The organism is Streptomyces sp. NPDC104309 (genome assembly GCF_055584025.1).
On sequence record NZ_JBVJMV010000007.1, the window covers coordinates 115,308 to 133,653 of the forward strand.

21 protein-coding genes are annotated in these 18,346 nt (G+C 71.0%); 20 read left to right on the top strand and 1 reads right to left on the bottom strand.

Annotated features, from left to right (window positions below; genetic code table 11):
• The first annotated feature begins 13 nt into the window (after window positions 1-13).
• From ACZ68L_RS12795 to ACZ68L_RS12890, 20 genes are all read left to right on the top strand, one after another.
• A complete protein-coding gene (locus tag ACZ68L_RS12795; RefSeq protein WP_469576581.1) occupies window positions 14-1,969 on the top strand; it encodes a phage minor capsid protein in 1,956 nt (651 codons plus the stop codon).
• A 13-nt stretch (window positions 1,970-1,982) separates the two neighbouring features.
• Window positions 1,983-2,138 (top strand): Rmf/CrpP fold protein, encoded by a 156-nt coding sequence (locus ACZ68L_RS12800; protein WP_363302890.1) that lies wholly within the window; start codon window positions 1,983-1,985, stop codon window positions 2,136-2,138.
• Between the two features lie 91 nt (window positions 2,139-2,229).
• Window positions 2,230-2,913 (top strand): hypothetical protein, encoded by a 684-nt coding sequence (locus ACZ68L_RS12805; protein WP_469576584.1) that lies wholly within the window; start codon window positions 2,230-2,232, stop codon window positions 2,911-2,913.
• Between the two features lie 12 nt (window positions 2,914-2,925).
• Window positions 2,926-3,783 carry a N4-gp56 family major capsid protein gene (locus tag ACZ68L_RS12810; RefSeq protein WP_469576586.1) on the top strand — a complete coding sequence of 286 codons (858 nt, stop codon included), beginning with the start codon at window positions 2,926-2,928 and terminating at the stop codon, window positions 3,781-3,783.
• Window positions 3,780-3,926, top strand: coding sequence for a hypothetical protein (locus ACZ68L_RS12815; RefSeq protein ID WP_469576587.1), 147 nt, complete (start codon window positions 3,780-3,782; stop codon window positions 3,924-3,926). The genes ACZ68L_RS12810 and ACZ68L_RS12815 overlap by 4 nt, the downstream gene beginning before the upstream one ends.
• Before the next feature lie 3 nt (window positions 3,927-3,929).
• The gene (locus tag ACZ68L_RS12820; RefSeq protein WP_469576589.1) at window positions 3,930-4,319 is read left to right on the top strand and encodes a hypothetical protein; all 390 of its coding nucleotides are present in this window, start codon (window positions 3,930-3,932) and stop codon (window positions 4,317-4,319) included.
• On the top strand, window positions 4,316-4,636 hold the full coding sequence (locus ACZ68L_RS12825) for a hypothetical protein (protein ID WP_363302895.1): 321 nt from the start codon (window positions 4,316-4,318) through the stop codon (window positions 4,634-4,636). The genes ACZ68L_RS12820 and ACZ68L_RS12825 overlap by 4 nt, the downstream gene beginning before the upstream one ends.
• Window positions 4,633-4,986 carry a hypothetical protein gene (locus ACZ68L_RS12830; RefSeq protein ID WP_469576590.1) on the top strand — a complete coding sequence of 118 codons (354 nt, stop codon included), beginning with the start codon at window positions 4,633-4,635 and terminating at the stop codon, window positions 4,984-4,986. The genes ACZ68L_RS12825 and ACZ68L_RS12830 overlap by 4 nt, the downstream gene beginning before the upstream one ends.
• Window positions 4,979-5,416: a minor capsid protein gene (locus tag ACZ68L_RS12835; RefSeq protein ID WP_469576592.1), complete on the top strand. Its 438-nt coding sequence runs from the start codon at window positions 4,979-4,981 to the stop codon at window positions 5,414-5,416. The genes ACZ68L_RS12830 and ACZ68L_RS12835 overlap by 8 nt, the downstream gene beginning before the upstream one ends.
• On the top strand, window positions 5,406-5,870 hold the full coding sequence (locus ACZ68L_RS12840; protein WP_469576593.1) for a phage tail tube protein: 465 nt from the start codon (window positions 5,406-5,408) through the stop codon (window positions 5,868-5,870). Before ACZ68L_RS12835 ends, ACZ68L_RS12840 begins: the two co-directional genes overlap by 11 nt.
• Window positions 5,867-6,349, top strand: coding sequence for a hypothetical protein (locus tag ACZ68L_RS12845; protein WP_469576595.1), 483 nt, complete (start codon window positions 5,867-5,869; stop codon window positions 6,347-6,349). Before ACZ68L_RS12840 ends, ACZ68L_RS12845 begins: the two co-directional genes overlap by 4 nt.
• A 258-nt stretch (window positions 6,350-6,607) precedes the next feature.
• The gene (locus tag ACZ68L_RS12850) at window positions 6,608-9,013 is read left to right on the top strand and encodes a phage tail tape measure protein (protein ID WP_469576597.1); all 2,406 of its coding nucleotides are present in this window, start codon (window positions 6,608-6,610) and stop codon (window positions 9,011-9,013) included.
• Window positions 9,014-9,016: 3 nt separating this feature from the next.
• Window positions 9,017-10,336, top strand: a complete 1,320-nt coding sequence (locus tag ACZ68L_RS12855; protein WP_469576599.1) for a phage distal tail protein — start codon at window positions 9,017-9,019, stop codon at window positions 10,334-10,336.
• Between the two features lie 13 nt (window positions 10,337-10,349).
• Window positions 10,350-11,351, top strand: a complete 1,002-nt coding sequence (locus ACZ68L_RS12860; RefSeq protein WP_469576600.1) for a hypothetical protein — start codon at window positions 10,350-10,352, stop codon at window positions 11,349-11,351.
• A gap of 9 nt (window positions 11,352-11,360) precedes the next feature.
• On the top strand, window positions 11,361-12,464 hold the full coding sequence (locus tag ACZ68L_RS12865) for a hypothetical protein (protein WP_469576601.1): 1,104 nt from the start codon (window positions 11,361-11,363) through the stop codon (window positions 12,462-12,464).
• Window positions 12,464-13,318: a hypothetical protein gene (locus ACZ68L_RS12870; RefSeq protein WP_469576603.1), complete on the top strand. Its 855-nt coding sequence runs from the start codon at window positions 12,464-12,466 to the stop codon at window positions 13,316-13,318. Before ACZ68L_RS12865 ends, ACZ68L_RS12870 begins: the two co-directional genes overlap by 1 nt.
• Before the next feature lie 12 nt (window positions 13,319-13,330).
• Window positions 13,331-15,208: a hypothetical protein gene (locus ACZ68L_RS12875; RefSeq protein WP_469576604.1), complete on the top strand. Its 1,878-nt coding sequence runs from the start codon at window positions 13,331-13,333 to the stop codon at window positions 15,206-15,208.
• A gap of 69 nt (window positions 15,209-15,277) precedes the next feature.
• Window positions 15,278-16,207 carry a peptidoglycan recognition protein family protein gene (locus ACZ68L_RS12880; protein WP_469576606.1) on the top strand — a complete coding sequence of 310 codons (930 nt, stop codon included), beginning with the start codon at window positions 15,278-15,280 and terminating at the stop codon, window positions 16,205-16,207.
• Between the two features lie 26 nt (window positions 16,208-16,233).
• Entirely contained in the window at window positions 16,234-16,467 is a 234-nt protein-coding gene (locus tag ACZ68L_RS12885) for a hypothetical protein (protein WP_469576608.1), read from the top strand.
• The gene (locus ACZ68L_RS12890; RefSeq protein WP_469576609.1) at window positions 16,464-16,787 is read left to right on the top strand and encodes a hypothetical protein; all 324 of its coding nucleotides are present in this window, start codon (window positions 16,464-16,466) and stop codon (window positions 16,785-16,787) included. The genes ACZ68L_RS12885 and ACZ68L_RS12890 overlap by 4 nt, the downstream gene beginning before the upstream one ends.
• 71 nt (window positions 16,788-16,858) lie before the next feature.
• Here ACZ68L_RS12890 and ACZ68L_RS12895 read toward each other — a convergent pair whose 3' ends face one another.
• Window positions 16,859-18,214, bottom strand: coding sequence for a transcriptional regulator (locus ACZ68L_RS12895; RefSeq protein ID WP_469576611.1), 1,356 nt, complete (start codon window positions 18,212-18,214; stop codon window positions 16,859-16,861).
• Window positions 18,215-18,346: the final 132 nt, after the last annotated feature.

Consider the following 18,346-nt stretch of genomic DNA (forward strand, 5'->3'; position numbering starts at 1 on the left):
GGGGTGCCGCACCGTGCCGGTATCCCCCGATCAGGTCGAGTACCTCGCCGCGACGACGGCCGACCTGTACGCCGACGTCGAGCGGCGCCTGCTCGAACTCTGCGCGCGACAGCTCGCCATCGGGCAGGAGGCGCCCGGGTGGGCCGTCGCCAAGCTCGCCGCCGTCGCCCCGTTGCGCCGCGCGGCCGACATGCTGCTCGACACCCTCGCCGCCGGCGTCGACGAGGAGGTACGGCACGTCGTCGCCGAGGCGTACGACAGCGGCCGGCACTCCGCCCTCGCCGAACTCGGCGTACTGGGCGACGACGACCGCCGCACGGTGGCCGAGCGGACCCCGCAGGCGCAGGCCGTCGACCGCCTCGCCGCCGAAGCCATCGAGACCGTCACCGCGACGCACCGGGGGATACTCCGCGGCGTCGAGGACGGGTACCGGCAGGTCGTCGCGGAAGTCTCCGCGGCCCCCCTGCTCGGCACCGACACCCGCCGGCAGGCCACACAGCAGGCCATGACCCGGTTTGCCGACCGGGGCGTGTCGAGCTTCCGCGACCGCGCCGGCCGCCGTTGGGCCCTCACGTCGTACGCCGAAATGGCCGTGCGGACGTCCGTGGGCCGCGCCGCGGTCGAGGCGCACATGACCACCCTTGCCGCGGCCGGCGTCGACCTGGTCGTCGTCAGCAGCAGCCCGCGCGAGTGCCCGCTCTGCCGCCCGTGGGAACGACAGGTGTTGTCCATCGGGGGCCCGTCCGGCGCCCGTACGGTCGACGTCGAGCACGCCGTCGACGACGGCCGCATGGTGCGCGTGGACGTCGCCGGATCCCTCGACGAAGCCAGGGCCGCAGGGCTGCAACACCCCAACTGCCGTCACAGCGTGTCGAGTTACACCCCGGGCATCACCCGCACCGAGGACGCCGAATCGGATCCCGCCGGATACGACGCCGGGCAGAGGCAGCGCGCCATCGAGCGGAACATACGGAAGCACAAGAACCGGGCCGCCGCCGCGACCACGCCCGAGGGCAAGCGCGCGGCCGAGGCCAAGGTGCGCCAGTGGCAAGGCGCCATGCGTTCGCACCTCGCCGCACACCCGGACCTGCGCCGCCTGCGCCACCGCGAGCAGCCCGGCGCCTCGAACCTGCCCACCACCTACACCCGGCCGGCCGACGACGTTATGCAGGCCGCCCGCGTGCGCGCCGGCGACGACGCCACCCTGCGCGAGATGACCGACGAGCAGCTCGCCCTCGCCACCCGCCCGCACGTCCTCGACGAGCGGGCCCTCGCCCGCATCGAGACCGAGGCGGACCGCCGGGACGCCGCGGACCTGCGCGCCGCAGTGTTCCCCGAGGGGCGCCTGCTCGCCGACCTGTCCGGCACGGGCGACGAAGTCCTCGCATGGGCGCAGCAGCACGCCACCGACGACGAGCTGCTGCGCATCGCCGATGAACTCGACCGCCGGTACCCGGGGCCGATCCCCGAGTACCCCCTGCCGATGGGGGACGACGTCGACGACGTCCTCGCCGCGTCGGCCGCCCTCGACGACGCCCTCGCACCGGGGGCGCCGCCGTCCCAGTGGCAGCAGTACGCCGACGTCGCCGACGACGACCTGCCCACCGCCGCGCGCCACCTCGCCGACGACCACCCGGCCGACGAGCCGGTACACAAGGTCACCCGGCGCGAGGCCCGCGAAATGTACTGGGATTGGGCCATGCAGCAGTACGCCGCCGCCGAAGCCGACACCAACGGGTACATGCTCAACCGCCGCGGGAAGGCCGCCGGCGTCGACCCGGGAAGCCTGTTCACCGGGCCGGCGCGCATCGCGTACGCCTACGCGTCCGACGAGCTGAAAGCGTTCTGGCGCAAGCAGGAGCGCAAGACGCAGGCGCAGTTCGTTGCCGAGGTCACCGGGCAGAATATGAGCGATGTTCGAGCAGCTCAGCAAGCCATGTGGGACGCTCGAAACAAGCACGACGGATGATCGAGGGGGCGTCATGGGAAGCCGCGCAGAACTCACTCGCGCACTGCTCGCCGGCCGTACCGCGGCCCGCGACGAGCAGCCCATGACCACCTGCCCCCATCCGCCGCGCACGCTGCTACGGACCGCGTGGCTACGCGGATACGGACAGGCCGCCGAGCCGGCCGAGTAAGCCACACAGACACCCCGCACAACCCCCAAGGGCCCGCCGACCGGCGGGCCCTTTCGCATGTCCCCACACGGTCACGGAGGGCCGATCACCCATGCCCGAAAGCCAGACCCCCGCCGCCCCGGCCGCACCGTCCACCGACCCGGCCGCACCGGTCACCCCCGCAGCGCCCGCCGCCCCCGCGCCCGCGGCCCCCGTCGCGCCGGCGACTCCCGCGGCCCCCGTTGCGCCGGCCGTCGACCCCGCCGTCGAGCAGCGCGCGACCGCCGCCGAGCAGGCCGCCGAGCAGGCCAAGACCGAGCGCGACGAGCTGCTCGCCGGCCTGCGCCGTGTCCTCGACCCGAACGGCGCCGCGGCCGAGACCGACCCGGCGCAGCTCGCCGCGCAGGCGACCACCGAGCGCGACACCGCCCTCGCCGAAGCCCGCACCCTGCGCGTGGAACTCGCCGCGCACCAGGCCGCGCACAGCGCCGGCGCCGATCCGGCCCGCCTGCTCGACTCCCGCACCGTCGAGAAGCAGCTCGCCGACCTCGACCCGACCGACGCGAAGTTCGGCGAGAAGCTCGCCGCCGTCATCACGGCCGCGGTCGAGGCAAACCCCCACCTGCGCGCCACGGGCGCCCCGGCCGGCCCGCCCGCAGGCGGCGCCGACTTCACCCCGGGCACCACCGCCGCCCCGACCGCCGCGCAGTTCGCCGCCATGTCCTACGCCGACCGCGTCGCACTGCACCAGTCCGACCCCGACCTGTACCGGCAGCTCTCTGCCGCATCCGAGTAAGGAGGGCGCCACATGCCCGCTGGAAAGACCACCGCCGCACAGATGATCGTCCCCGACGTATGGGCCGACATGGTGCAGGCGAAGTTCAAGGGGGCCATGATCCTTGGCACCCTCGCTACCACCGACACCACCCTCGAAGGCAAGCCGGGCGACACGGTCAACTTCCCGAAGTGGACCGCACTCGGCGAGGCCGAAGACCTCACCGAGGGCACGCCGATGAGCCCCGAGCAGCTCGGCACCGACCCGGGCAACTCGGCGACCATCAAGGAAGCCGGTAAGGCCGTCGAGATCACCGACAAGGCCCGCCTTGTCGCGTTCGGCGACCCGTACGCGGAGACGCAGCGGCAGCTCGGCGTACTCATCGCGCGAAAGGTCGACGTCGACCTGCGCGCCGCGGCCGAGGCCGCCGGCGTGATCACCGTGGACGCCGCGACCGAGGCCCTTTCGTGGGACGTCATGGTGTCCGGCATCGAGAAGTTCGGGGACGAGTGGGATCCGGAAAACATGGCCGGCCTGGTCATTCACTCCGTGCAGCGCGCCGCCCTGCTCCGTGACCCGAACTTCATCAGCGCGGACAAGCTCGGCGCAGGCGCCGTCATCCCGCGCGGCGTGATCGGCCAGGCCGGGGGCGTGAACATCTACGTTTCCGACCGCCTCACCACGGCCGGCACGGGCGCCGAGAAGACGTACAACGCGCTCATGATCCGGCGCGGCTCCCTGGGCCTGCTCTACAAGCGCCGGCCCGTCGTCGAGACCGACCGCGACATTCTCGCGCGCACCACCGTCGTCACGACGAACGTTCACTACGCGTGCCACCGCCTCGACGACGAGGGCGTCGTCGTGCTCAAGACGAAGGGGGCCGCCGCATGATGCTGCGCCGGTACCACCGGCCCCCGGACGACGTCGACGACGACCAGGTCGCCGACGAGCAGGCCACCAACGCCCCGCAGGCGAGCAAGCCGGCGGGGCGTTCTGCTGCCCCGAGCAAGGCCAAGAAGACCGACGGGGGGTGAGCCATGGGCCGCGTCTATGCGACCCCCGAGCAGCTCGCCATGTACACCGGCGCCCCCGCCCCCGAGGGTGTCGAGCGGCTGCTCGCCCGCGCGTCCGAGGACGTCGACGCCGCCCTGCTCACCGCCGTTTACAACGTCGACGACGATGGAGACCCCACCGACCCGGCCGTCGTCGCCGCCCTCGCCGCGGCCGTCTGCGCCCAAGTCGAGTGGCAACTCGCCACGGGCGACGACGGCACAGGATCCGCCGGCGTATGGGACTCCGTGAGCATCGGGCCCGTGTCCCTGTCCGGACGCACCGCAGGCCCGCCCGCCGCGTCCGGCGTCGACCTCGCCCCCCGTGCCCACCGCGCCCTACGCGGCGCCGGCCTGCTCCCGGGGGTGATCTGGTGAAGGTCCCCGCGTCCCTGCTGCGCCACCGCGTGACCATCGAGCCGTACCGGGGCGACTCGGCGTACGGGCCGATCTACGACCCGCCCGTCGCCGACGTCCGCGCCCTGGTCGCTCACACCGTCAAGCAGGTGCGCCGCGCGAGCGACGGCCGCGAAGTCGTAAGCACGGCGCAGGTGATCACCCTCCCGGGCCTCGACTGCCCGCCCGGATCCCGGGTGACCCTCCCCGACGGCCGCGTGACGACCGCGATATCGACCGCCGACCACACCGCCCCGGGACTGCCCGTGCCGGCCTGTACGGAGGTGATGACGGAGTGACCGCCCGCCGCCGCCTCACATGGACCGGCGACGCCGCCCTGCGCGGCACCCGGGCCGGGACCGTCCGCGGCCTGCGCCTCGCCGCCGAGCACGTCCTCGAAGTGAGCCGCCGCCGCGTCCCGATCGAAGAGGCAACGCTCGAACGATCCGGCGTCGCGTCGGTCGACGAGAACGCACTGACCGCCGGCGTTTCGTACGACACGAAGTACGCGACCAGGCAGCACGAAGACCTCACCCTGAACCACGACGCCGGCCGAACCGCGAAGTTCCTTGAAGGCCCGTTGACGGAGGAGCAGGGCACCGTCGAGGCGATCATCGCCGCGCAGGTACGGCGGTCCCTCCGTGGCTGACCTGCTCGACGGCCTCGCGCGTCACCTCTCCGCCGCCGGCCTGCTCACCTACGATCCGACCGGGCGCACCGGCGACACGTTCGTCGAGGCCATGCCCCCGCAGCCCGACCTCGCCGTGTCCCTCGCCCTGTACGACGCCGGCGCCCCGGAAGCCCGGGACGACGTCGAGCAGCGGCGCCTACAGGTGCGCACGCGCGGCACGGCCGACCCCCGCGTATCCCGCACCCGTTGCGAGGCCCTGTACCGGGCCCTGCACGGCCTCGCCGGCGTCGAGTTGCCCGACGGTACGTGGCTCATCCTCGCCGCCGCGCGCGGCACCCCCGCCCCCCTTGGGCCCGATTCCAACGGCCGATGCGAGCACGTCGTAAACCTCGACCTCGACGTCGCCGGCCCCACCACAGACACAGGAGGTAACGCCCATGGCCGGTAGGCCGATTGACGCGCGCGGCTGGATTTTCGAGGTCCAGGACGCCGACGCCGAAACCGTGACGTGGCTGCCCATCAGCGGTATCACCACGTTCACGCACAACCCCGGGGAGAACGAGGAAACGGTCGAGACGACCGCGTTCGACTCCGACGGACAGTTCGAACAGGACGTGATGCAGCGTGGCGCCTCGCTGGAGATCGAGGGTCAGTACCGCATCGACAAGGCCACCAAGGCGCAGGACCCCGGGCAGGCGTACGTCGACCACGTGTGGGCCGAGCGTCTCGGTATCGACTCCCGGAACGCCGTCCGGTGGCGCCACAACACACAGACCAAGTGGGTTGTGTGGGACTCCACCGTCACCCCGGGCGAGCAGGGCGGAGGCACCAACGACAAGACGTCATGGAGTGCCACCGTCACCAAGTGCGGCGCCGCGACTGCTGCGGACGTGACCCCGTGACCGACCTCGACCTCGACCTCGACCAGGACGACGAGCAGCTCGACCAGGGCGCCGGGCACGCGGACTTTGACGCGTTCTTCGCCGAGGAGTCCGCCACCCGGCCGCGCGAGCAGCTCACCCTCTACGGCACCACGTACACCCTGCCCGAGTCGCTCCCCCTGCTCTTCACACTCCAGATGGAGCGCGTACAGGACAGCAGCGACCCGGACGACGTCCGCCGGATGCTGGCCACCCTCTACGGGGGCGACGTCCTCGACGTATGGGCCGAGCACGGCATGACCGACCGGCAGCTCGGCGTCGTGCTCATGTACTCCGCCGCGAACATCCGCAAGCCGGGCAGCGTCACCATGGCGCGCGCGGCCGAGCTGTACGCCGAGCAGGACGCGGGAAAAGCCGCGGCCCCGGCGAACCGGGCGCAGCGCAGGGCGAGCACGAAGAAGAAGACGAAGAAGCAGGGGCGTTCTGGCGCGCGATCCTGACGCACTGGGCCGCCGTCGAGGGCGACCTCGCCCGCGAATACGGCACCGGCCCGCGTGACCTCGCCGCCATGTCTACCCGCAGGTTCCTAGTCCTGGTGACCGGCCTACCAGGCGAGTCCCGATTCGCGCGCGCATGGTCGCGCACCCCCCGGGCCGTATCGGACCCGGCGGAGATCGCAGCAATCACCGGCATACCCGCCGGCTGACACCCGCACGACCGGCGAGCGCGCCGGATGACCCCCGTAAGGAGGTGATCCGGTGGCGCTCACCGTGGGCGAGCTGCTCGCCACCATCACCGTTGACGACGCCCCGGCGCAGGCCGGCATGTCCCGGGCCGAGGCCGGAATGCGCGCGACCGGCGACACCATGGTCGCCGACGCCGACCGGGCCGGCCGGCAGGCCGGGGCCGCCCTCGGCGACGGAATGGCCGACGGGAGCGACCAGGCCGCCGAACAGGGGTCGGGCGCGCTCGCCGCGTTCGGATGGGCCGCCGTCGGTGCCGGCATCGGCGCCGCACTCATGGCCGGCGTGGGCGAGGCCCTGCAACAGGGCAAGGTCCCCGGGCAGTTGCAGGCGCAGCTCGGCACGACGGGCCCCGTCGCCGCGAAGTACGGCAAGGTCGCCGGCGACCTGTACGCCGGCGCGATCGTCGATTCGGTCGAGACCGGCGCCGACGTCATCAAGGGCATTGCCCAAAACGGCCTGCTCCCGCCCGAGGCGACGAGCGCACAGATAAAGACGATGTCCAAGCGCGTCGCCGATACGGCGAGCGTCATGGGCGAGGACGTCGGGAAGGTCTCCCGGGCCGTCGGCGTCATGCTGAAAACCGGCGTTGCATCGTCGGCAGATGAAGCTATGGACGTGCTCGTAAAGGGCACGCAGAAGGGCGTTAATTCCGCCGAGGATCTCCTCGACACGTTCACCGAATACCCCACCCAATTCCGCGACCTTGGCCTCGACGCCAAGACCGCAATGGGCCTTATGCAACAGGGGTTGCAGGGCGGCGCCCGCGACGCTGACACCGTCGCGGACGCATTGAAGGAATTCGCCATCCGCAGTAAGGACATGTCCGCTGGGAGCGTCGCCGCTTTCAAGGACATCGGCCTTAACGGCGACACCATGGCGAAGGTGTTCACCAAGGGTGGACCGCAAGCCAGTAAGGCACTCGGCGACGTTCTTACCCGCATCAAGGCCATTGAAGATCCCGCCAAGCGGAACGCAACGGCCGTCGCCCTTTTCGGCACCAAAGCCGAGGATCTCCAGGGCGCACTATTCAAATTGAACCCCGCTACGGCGGTAAAGGCACTCGGCGACGTCAAGGGCGCCACCGATAAGGCCGGAAACGCCATGCGGGACAACGCCGCAACAAAATTCGAGGCATTCAAGCGCGGCGCCATGCAGGGGCTTGTCACGGTCATAGGAAACTATGTCGTGCCCGCCCTGGTCACCGGCGCCGACTACGCGGTGAAGTTCGGGCAGGGCATCGCCACCGCCGCCGGATTCGTCTCCGACCACTCCACCGCGTTCACGGTGGCCGCCGGCCTAATTCTGGCGTTCTTCCTGCCCACCCTGGTTGCCCTCGCCGCGCAGGCGTGGACGACCACCACGGCCGTTGTCACCGGTTGGATTGCGCAGGGCACGGCGCAGGCCGGCGCCCTCGCGTCGTTCCTCGTCGCCAACGCGACCATCCTTGCCGGCTGGATCGCGCAGGGCGCGGGGGCCGTCGCCGCCGCCGCGCGAGTCGTCGGCGCGTGGATCCTCATGGGCGCACAGTCCATGATTCAGGCCGCGCGAATGGCCGCAGCGTGGCTTATCGCCATGGGCCCCGTCGGCCTGATCATCGCCGCCGTTGTTGCACTGGTCGCGCTGGTCGTCGCCAACTGGGACACCATTGTCAGCGCCACGAAAACGGCATGGGAATGGGTCTGGAATAAGATCAAGGCCGTTGGTCAATTCCTGCTCGACCTGTTCATGAATTTCACGCTTGTTGGAATCATCATCAAGCATTGGGATTCGATCCGGACGGGAACGGTGCGCGTCTGGAACGCCATTGTTGATTGGGTCCGGGGCCTGCCGCAGAAGTTGCTCAATTTCTTTTTGAACTGGACCCTTCCGGGCCTGATCATCAAGCATTGGCAGAGCATCAAAGACGGCAGCGTTCGCAAGGCCACCGAGCTTGTTAACTGGGTGCGCGGACTACCGGGCCGAATAACGGCCGGAATCGGCAGTCTCGGACGCCTGTTGTACGACAAGGGAACCGACGTCGTCCGCGGCTTGTGGAACGGCATTAAGTCGATGGGTTCCTGGCTAAAGTCGACGCTCATTTCGTGGGCAAAGGATCTCATTCCGGGGCCGATCGCAAAGGCACTTGGAATTCATAGCCCTTCCCGCGTCATGGCAAAGCGCGTCGGCCGCTGGATTCCCGCCGGCGTCGTCGCCGGTATCCGATCCGGGCAGGGCGTGCTCGACCGCACCATGTCGAACCTGGTCACACCCCCGCCCGTTCCGGCCCTCGCCGGCGCCCCCGCGGGCGCAGGTGGCGGAACGTACGCGTTCGGCCAGAGCAGCGCGCCGGCCGTGCACATCGAACATTGGCACGGCGGCGAGCAAACCCCCGAAGAGAACGCGCACGCCCTCGCGTGGCGCATGAAGGCGAGGGGGTGAACGGTGGCCATCGGCGACCAGGTGACCGCGTCCGGGCACGCGCAGCTCGGCGAGCTGCTGCTCGGCCGCGGCACCCCCTACCGGTGGCGCTCCCTGCCCGGGTGGGAAGACCTCCCCGCCCTCGACTCTGGGAGCGTCAACCGGTCCGACGCACACGGCGCCATCTTGGGCCGGCTGCTCGCACAGCCACGCGTAATCACCGTTGACGGGATCCAGATACGGGCCCGCCGGGGAGAAATCGGCGCCGTCGTGCAGCAGCTCGGCGCCGCAACGACCATCACCGAGGACGAGCAGCCGTTCGTCGTGCAGCTCGACGAGCGCGGCCCCCTGCTCGCATGGGTCCGGGTAACCGCCCGGGCCGTCCCTGTCGAGCGCGGGTACACCCTCGGCAGCATCACCGGCGCGGCCGTGCAGCTCACCGCGAGCGACCCGCGCCGGTACGAACTGATCGAGCGCACCGCCCGGGCTGGCCTGCCGACCGACGAGCCGGGCCTCGACTGGAACGCCGCGACCTCGCAGCAGCAGTTCCCCGACGACCAGGCCGCCGGCCGCGCGTCGAGCGCGTCGTCGTTCTGGGCCTTGTCCGGCCTCACGACCGGCAGCAGCGGGGGCGCGCTCACCGCCACAGTCACCGCCGCGCAGGCCCGCCTCGCGTGGACAGCCGGCCCGGACGTGTTCGAGGGGTTCCCCGTGGAGCCGGCGCAGGCCGTCACGTTCCTTGCCGACTCCCCGCCCCGCGGTACCACGCTGCTGCTGCACTGGCTCGACGACGCCGGCGCCTACGTCTCCGCGACGAACGGCACGTACGGGCGCGTCACCGGAACCGCCCCGGCCGGCGCAACGGTCGTCCGCCCGATCATGCAATGGGCGACCGTGCCCTCGCCCGCCACGGCCACCGTCGGCCCCGCGCGGCTGCTCATTCCGGGACTCGGCGCCGAGGGGCTGCTCGACCCGTACAACTTCGGCCCCCCGGGCAGCACGGGCACGCTCACCGCCCGCAACGGCGGGAACGCCCCCGCGCACCCCGTCGTCGAGTTCCGGGGCCCCGTGTCCATGCCGAGCCTTACCAACCTCGCCACGGGCGACGTCCTCGAATACGACCTCGACCTCGCCGCCGGCGACGTCCTGGTCGTGGACACCGCCGAGGGCACGGTGACGCTCAACGGCACCGCCTCACGGCTCTACACCGCGACCGCGCGCAGCGTCCCCGAGCAGTCGTTCGCGCTGTGGCCCGGAACCACCGATCTTGCATTCCGGGCCGCGCCCGACTCATCCGACCCCGCCGCATCCGTCGCCGTCCGGTGGCGTTCGGCCCACTGGTAAGGAGGCCGCCGGAATGACCGTGCGCGCCGCGTGGCTGCTCGCCGGACCCCCGGACGGGCAGACCCGCACCGACACCCGCCTCGCCCCCCTCGGAACGTTCGCGCCCGAGGGCGAACTGACCACCCGCGACGGAGTGATAGCCGGCGGCGCCCCGCTCATGGCGACCGGCGCCGGCGCCATGCAGGTACAGCTCGGCATCGGCCGCGCCCTGGTCCAAGGGACCACCGCGCAGGGCGCCTACCCCGTAGCCGTGACCGTCCCCGAGACGCTCACCGTGGGCGACGGGAACGCGCAGTACCCGCGTATCGACTCCGTCGTGCTCCGCGTGCGCGACGGCCTATTCGACGCCGGCGGACAGACCGCCGTCGCCGTCGAGCTGGTCGTCGGAAAGGCGGAGCCGTCCCCCGTCGAGCCGAACCTGCCCCCGTCGTCCCTGCGGCTGTGGTCCATCACCGTCCCGGCCGGCGCGTCCGCCGGAACGGGCGGGATCAACTGGCAGTCGGCCCTCGCCGACCGCCGCCGGTACACCACCTCTTACGGCGGGATCATCCCGCGCGGGTGGGGAACGTCGTTCACGGGCGCCTATGACGGGCAGTTCCGCGACGTGGGCGGAGTCCTCGAACGTTGGGACGCCACGGCGGCGAAGTGGACGACCTACCGGCCGCCGCGCGACGTCGAGACGATCAGCACCGGCGCCACGGCGGCGAGCGGGTACAGCGTCACCGCATTTGCCGCCCGCCGCGTCGGGGGCGTCTGCTCGTTCACGGTCGAGGTGATGCGCACCGGTACGGCAATCACGGTTCCGGCCGGCGGGAACATCACCGACCAGAACGTCGCCACCATCCCCGCCGGGTGGCGCCCCGCGTACGACGTCGAGGGCGCAGCGTCCGACGGGTACGGCGACGGAGGGGCGCGCATCAGCACCGCCGGAAACGTGGCCCTGCGGACGTGGGTTCCGGGTGGCTCCATCCAGAGCGGCCGGAACATCCGTATCAGCACGTGCTTTGTCCTGTGAGGGGGTCGCGTGATCTCCCCCGGGTACCGGCTGCTGTTGTGTGACCTGCGCTCCGACCAGGTCCTCGACGCCCTGCCCGTGCAGGGCCTCAGCCTCGACGACTACATAGGCAAGGCCGGCGCCATGTCCGGCACCGTGCCGATACCGAATGCGTCCGTTGCCGCGCGGGCCCGGGCCGCCATCGTCCCAGGCCGTACGGCCGTATGGCTCGAACGGGGCCGCGACATCTGGTGGGGCGGAGTCCTGTGGACGGCCGCCGTACAGTCCGACGCCCGCGGATTCCTCGGCGTGCAGGTGCAGGCCGGCACGTGGGATACGTACCTGTCGCACCGGATGCTGTACGACACCCTGCAAACGACCACGCCGACCGATCAGTACGACATCGTCCGCGGCCTGCTCGACTACGTGCAGAACACCCCGGGTGGCGACATCGGTATCGAGTACCCGACCAACGTGTCGGGCACCCTCCGCGAGCGGACGTTTTCACGGTTCGACCTGCCCGTCGTGCGCGACCTGCTCGACCAACTCGGCGCCGTAGAGGGCGGGTTTGAGTGGCGCATCGCATCGTTCCGGGACGCCGACGGCCGCAGGGTCAAGCGGCTGCAACTCGGTTCGCCGACCATCCGTACGGGGTCAACCGACATCGTCCTCGACCACCCCGGACCGGTCACCGCCTACACGTGGCCCGTCGACGCCACCAAGCGCGCGAACGCATGGCAGAGCAGGGGCGCCACCGACAACGAGAACCAGGCCGCCGACAGCGTGCCCATGACGTCCGCGTTGCAGCTCGCCGAGCAGGACGTCGCCGATGGGTGGCCGCGCCTCGACGGGAGCAGCGACTACACCACGGTTACCGAGCAGGCGACCCTCGACGGGCACGCCGGCGCCGACCTCGCCGCCGCCCGGGCCGGGACCGTCGTCCCCGAGGTCACCCTCGACATGTCCCGCGCGCCCGTGTCGCCGGCCCTGCTCGGCGCAACCGTGCGCCTGCGCATCCGGGACCTATGGCACCCCGAGACCCTCGACGCCCGGTACCGGGTGGTCGGTCTCGGCATCACCCCGCCCGAGCGAGGCCGGCCCGAGTCCGCCCGCTTGTACTTGGAGGCGCCGTAATGGCAGCAGTTCCGCAGGACATCCTCGACCGGATCCGTTCACTTGAGCGGCAGGTGCGGGAACTCACCGGCCGATCGCAGATGCGGCCGGCCCTCGACAAGATCCTGCACGGAGACATCACCATCGGCGAGGGCGGACAGCTCTTCGCCGAAACGCCATCAGGGCAAAAGACGTTCATCGTGGGCCAGACCCCGCAAGGCGACTGGGGCGTCGGCATCGGCCGCGAGGACGGCACCGCCGCCCTGACCGTGGGCGACGACATCAACGACGACGCACAGATGATCCGCATATGGAACCGTGACCGCGAATTTCAGCAGGTCATCGTCATGGATGACGCCTACAGCGACCGATTCCTCGGCCGCCCATGGATCCCGTTCCCCATGTACCCGACCGCCAACTCGGCCATGGAGAACACGACTTCATGGCAGTTCGCATGGATCGGCCGGATGCCCGCGCAGAACGCCGTCGCCGAACTGAGCTTCTCCAGCATCGCCAGCGCCGGAGGACAGGCCCGTATCACCTACGTCGCCCCCGGCAACAGCGCCCGCCTGCTCGAAACGTGGACCCTCCCCGCCAATACGTGGGTGAACAAGACGTTCACGGTGCCCCTCGACGACGCCGAATGGGGCGACGGAGTCCTGTTCCAGATCGAGCACCGCAACAGCGCGACCACCGGCGCCGTCGAGACGCGCATGTTCCACGCGTACACCCGCAACACCTACAACACCGGCGAGGCGCCCGACATTCCCACCCGTACGGCCGCTGCTGCCGCCGCACCGTCCGCGGTCGAGGAAGACCTCGCCACCACCCCCGAAAGCCCCGTCGAGCCCGGCCTGCGCCGCGTCGACGAGTAAGGAGAACCGCGCGTGCTGCCCGAGAACATCCCCACCGTCACCGTCACCGCGCGGTACCTCACCCCCGACGGCCGGCCGCTCTCCGGATCCGTCACCCTGCGCGCGCCGGCCGTCCTCACCTTCCCCGACTCCGACGTGATCCTCGGCGGGCCCGTCGTCGCCAACCTCGACCCGACCGGCGCAATATCTGTCACCGTGCCCGCCACCAACGCCCCCGGCATGGACCCCGACGGATGGGCCTACGTCATCACGGAGCAGCTCGCCGGCGTCGCCTCGAACCGCGCGTACGCCGTCCTGCTCCCCGCCGTGCACCCCGACGTCGACCTCGCCGACATCGCGCCGACCGACCCGGGCAAGCCCAACTATGTTGCCGTCCGGGGCGACTCGGCGTACGAGGTAGCCGTCGAGCAGGGGTTCGTCGGCACCGTGCAGCAGTGGCTCGTATCCCTGGTCGGCGCGACCGGCGCCACCGGCGCCACCGGCGCCACCGGCGCGACGGGAGCAGCGGGAGCACCAGGAGCGAAGGGAGCCACGGGCACGACCGGAGCGACCGGCGCGAAGGGCGACCCCGGAACGCCCGGCACCAACGGAACGAACGGCGCCCCGGGCGTCGTGCAGTCCGTCAACGGCAAGTCGCAGGCCGCCGTCGTACTCACCGCCGAGGACGTCAACGCCCTGCCCGCGTCCGGTCTCGTCTCAGGTGGAAACCTGCGCCTCGACTCCGCCACCCTCGACTACCGAGGGTTGACGTTCAGCACGGCCAACTCGCCCCGTTGGGTCTACCAGGTAGACAACGCCGCCGAGGCCGGCGCCGACGCCGGATCGAACTTCGAGCTTGCCAACTGGTCGGACGCCGGACAGTGGAAATCCGCCGTTCTGTTCGGCGAGCGCGCGACCGGCAATCTCGGCATCGGCACCACGGGACTTATCCCCGCGGCCAAGCTCACCGTTGCCGGCCCGACCGCGTTCAAGAACACCGCGGCCCCCACCGCCAACCCCGCCGGCGCCGCCGTGATGTGGGCGGAAGGCGGCACCATCAAGGTTCGCCAGTCGGACGGAACCGTGTTCACCCTCGGCGCCGGGGGCGGGGGCGGCGCCGTGTCGTCCGTCAACACCAAGACGGGCGATGTTGTCCTCGCCGCCGCCGACGTCGGGGCCGCGACCGCAGCGCACACGCACACCGCCGCGCAGGTGGGCGCCCTCGCCACGACGGCCCGGGCCGCAGCAAACGGCGTTGCCTCGCTCGACGCGTCCACCAAGATCCCCATAGCGCAGCTTCCGGCCGCCGCCGGCCGGAACATGTGGACCCCGCAGGCCCTCGGATTCGCGGCCTGGTCGGTTGACCCCGCGCACGTCGCCAACCCGACCGGCACACCGAAAGCCGCGGTAGTCCAGCGGCTCTATATGTCCGGCGTGAACATCACGGAGTCGACGCAGGTAAACCGCGTCGTGATCTTCGCCCGCGGGTGGGCAGGCTCCCCCGCCGTCCCGGCCGCACGGTTCTACGTCGGCATCTACAACGAAGCCGGATCACGCGTTGCGACGTCCGGCCTGGTGTCGAGCGTCGCGGAAGCCGGGCAGCTCACCGGGACCGCCCCGGGCGCCGTCAACAACCACATCGGCGCCGTTCCGATCGCGTTGACCGCCACGGCGACGCTCGCCCCGGGCCGCTACTGGGCCGCGTTCCTCATGTCCGCCGGCGCCGCCACAGATTTCTACTACATGCACGTACAGAACGAGTCGCCGAGCGCCCCCGCCAACTTCTACATGGGGACGACCTTTCAGCGCGCATGGTGCCTGAACAGCCAAACGTCCCTGCCCGCGACCGTGAATCAGGCCGTCGGCGAGGTCGGCCTAGACCCGGCCATCATGGCGCTTGCCATGGTCTGACCCTTCCCACTTCCCCCGCACGCCCCGGTAGCCACCGAGGGCGTTTTTTCATGTCTGGAGACACCCACCATGGCAACACCGCTCACCGCGTCCGCGTTCCTGTCCGCCCTGCGCGGCGAGGCCGTCGACGTCGTCGAGGTCGGTTCGTGGCGCACCCACAACCGCGCCGGGCACGGGGCATGGGGCCCCATGCATGGCGTCATGATTCACCACACCGTCACGTCGGGCACCGACCACTCGGTCGCCATCTGCCGCGACGGGTACAGCTCGCTTCCGGGCCCGCTCTGTCACGGCGTGATCGACAAGGCCGGCACGGTTCACCTGGTCGGGTACGGGCGCGCGAATCACGCCGGCCTCGGCGACGACGACGTGCTCGCCGCCGTCATCAACGAGCGTGCCCTGCCGGCCGACAACGAGGCGAACACCGACGGGAACGCCCGCTTCTACGGGTTCGAGTGCATCAACCTGGGCGACAACGTCGACCCGTGGCCCGAGGCGCAGGTCGAGGCCATCGCCCGGGCCGCGGCCGGCATCTGCCGCGCGCACGGGTGGGGCGCCGCGTCCGTCATCGGACACAGCGAGTGGCAGCCGGGCAAAGTCGACCCGCGCGGCCCGATCGGTACGAAGAACGGGCCCGCGCTCACCATGGCGCGCATCCGGGCCCGCGTCGCCGAGCTGCTCGACGAGAAGGCGCCGAGCAAGCCGCCGACCCCGAGCAAGCCCTCGACGCCGAAGCCGTACACCCCGCCGGCGTTCCCGGCCGGCCTCGCCCCGGGCAAGTCCAAGCCGTCCGCTCGCGCGTTGCAGCGCGTGCTCAAGACGTGCGGGTTCATGCCGCGGAGCATCCCGGAAGCCGACGCCTACGGCCCGCAGACGCAGGCCGCCGTCGCGCGCTTCCACAACGCCCACCCGTCCTACCGCAGCGCCGGCAAGTCCTACGACCCCGCCGTCGGCGCGAAGGGGTGGGCGTACCTGCACCGCACCGCGAACGCCAAGTGATCCCCCCAACCGAAGGAGAACCAACCGTGTCCAGTGCTGCTAAGCGAACCATCCGCACCGTCATTCAGGGCGCCGTCGGCCTCGCCGTCGTCCTGCCCGCCATCGTCGACGCGTCCGGCGTCCCGGCCTCCCTCCCGTGGGTTGCCGGCGCCCTCGCCGTCGCGGGTGGCCTCGCCCGAGTGATGGCCCTGCCCGGCGTCGAGGCCCTGCTCGACCGCGTCGGCCTCGGCCTGGTCGACAAGGAGACGCCGAGCCCGTGACGACTGGATTTTCTGGCGTCGACCTCGCCGTCGTCTGGTGCGGCGTCGTCGCCGCCGTGGGCGGCGCCCTGGGACTGCTTTACCGAGCGACCCGGGGCGCTCGACGCCTCGCCGAGCGACTCGGCGACCTCGCCGACGACTGGCAGGGCACCCCGCCCCGCCCCGGCGTCCCCGCCCGCCCGGGCGTCATGACCCGACTGGACGCCATCGAGCAGCAGCTCGCCAGCGTCGAACACGAACTGCACCCCAACAGCGGGGGGAGCCTGCGCGACGCCGTCGACCGCGTCGACGAGCGAACCCGCCGCACCCTCGACGACTGACGCGAGCAACGCGCGCCCCCCGTACGGCCGCCTGTGGCCGTACGGGGGGCGCGTTTGTGCGTTGCGTCGCCCTATGCGGCCGTCAACTCGCGGGCCTGCTCGGCGAAGTCGGCGACCAGGCGGTGATTCCCGAACGGCGCCATGCGCTTCGTGAGATCCTGCACGGCCTCGACCGCGCGCGACGACTTCACCTGACGCGACAGGCGCAGCGTGCGCATACCGGCCGCGTACGCCGAGTCGAGATCCTTGCGTTGCAGGTGGGACACGGCAAGGGCCGCTTGCGACATGGCACCCCGTCGGGCGCGCTCCTGCTTGCGCGCGTGGTCGATGGACTTGCGCGCGTGCTCCTCCGCGGACTTCGGATCTTCCATGTCCCGGAACGCGTTCGCGTGCTCGCCGTGCAGATACGCAGGGTCGATGAACTCGGCCCAGTCCGCCTCTTCCACCGTGCCGACCCTCGCGTATGCCCGCTCCGACTGCACGACCGCGTGCGCCGCCGCCTTCTTGTCGCCGAGTTGGGCGAGCGCCCGTGCTTCGAGGCACCACAGGTCAGCCAGGCAGGCCGGGGAGTTGGCACGCGCGAGGCCATGCCGTCCCGACTGTGCCAGGCGCCGGCCCTCGACCGGGTCGCCCAAGAGGGTTGCCTGATCGGCCATGCCCGCGAGGACGTGCGCGCCCAGAGCCGCGTTCTTCGACTCCTGCGCGAGGCGTAGCGACTGGATCAAGTAGCGCTGCGCGATGGCATGTTCGCCATTGTCGTAGGCCATCCAGCCGAGTAGGTAGGTCTGTTCGGCCGCGGCTTCGTTCAGGGCGCGGTACACCACGTCGTCATGGGACCGGCGCAGCAGCGGGAACACGTGCTGATTCATGTAGTCGGCCAGCAGCAGGCGCCCCGATCCGCCGCCCTGGAAAATGTCCATGCGCTGAAACGACGTGAACATGTTCTTCACGGCCGATACGTCTTCGAGGCGCACCCGCGGCCCCGGCTCTGGCTCTGGCTCTTGGTCGAGCGTGCTCAACAGCCAGTCCCGCGACGGCCCGACACCAGCAACGGCGGCAAACGGCGCGGTGGCGAGAAACTTCCTGCGGTCCACGTCAGCCCTCCCCAGGTCTGCAACGACTTCCACCGTAGCCGCGAACGAGGGGTTATAGGTGAGGGCAGCGTCGGCCGAAGACCCATCCCCGAGGCCCAGGTCGTACGTCGTCACCCGGAAGCCGAAGTGATCGGAGAACACCCCGGCCAGAATGTCGGGGATCGGCGTCCGGGGCGTTTCGCCTTGCAACCAGCACCGAATCCGCGTTGCGTCCGGTGACACGTTGGGCTGAGACCGCGCCCGCGCCTTCGCTTGCACCTGGCGAGCCAACTCCTTGCGGCTCATCCCCGAGCGCGCCAACCAGAAGGCCAGACGCTCGTTCGGCGTTTTCATCGCTGCACCTCCGCTACCGGGGGTGTTGAAAGCGACACCCTTCGACACCCCCCTCGACGGTACCCCTGCCTCCGTTACGCGTGTTGCCTAGTTAGGCGAACTCATCCGCTCGTGATGCAGCCGCGACAGCAC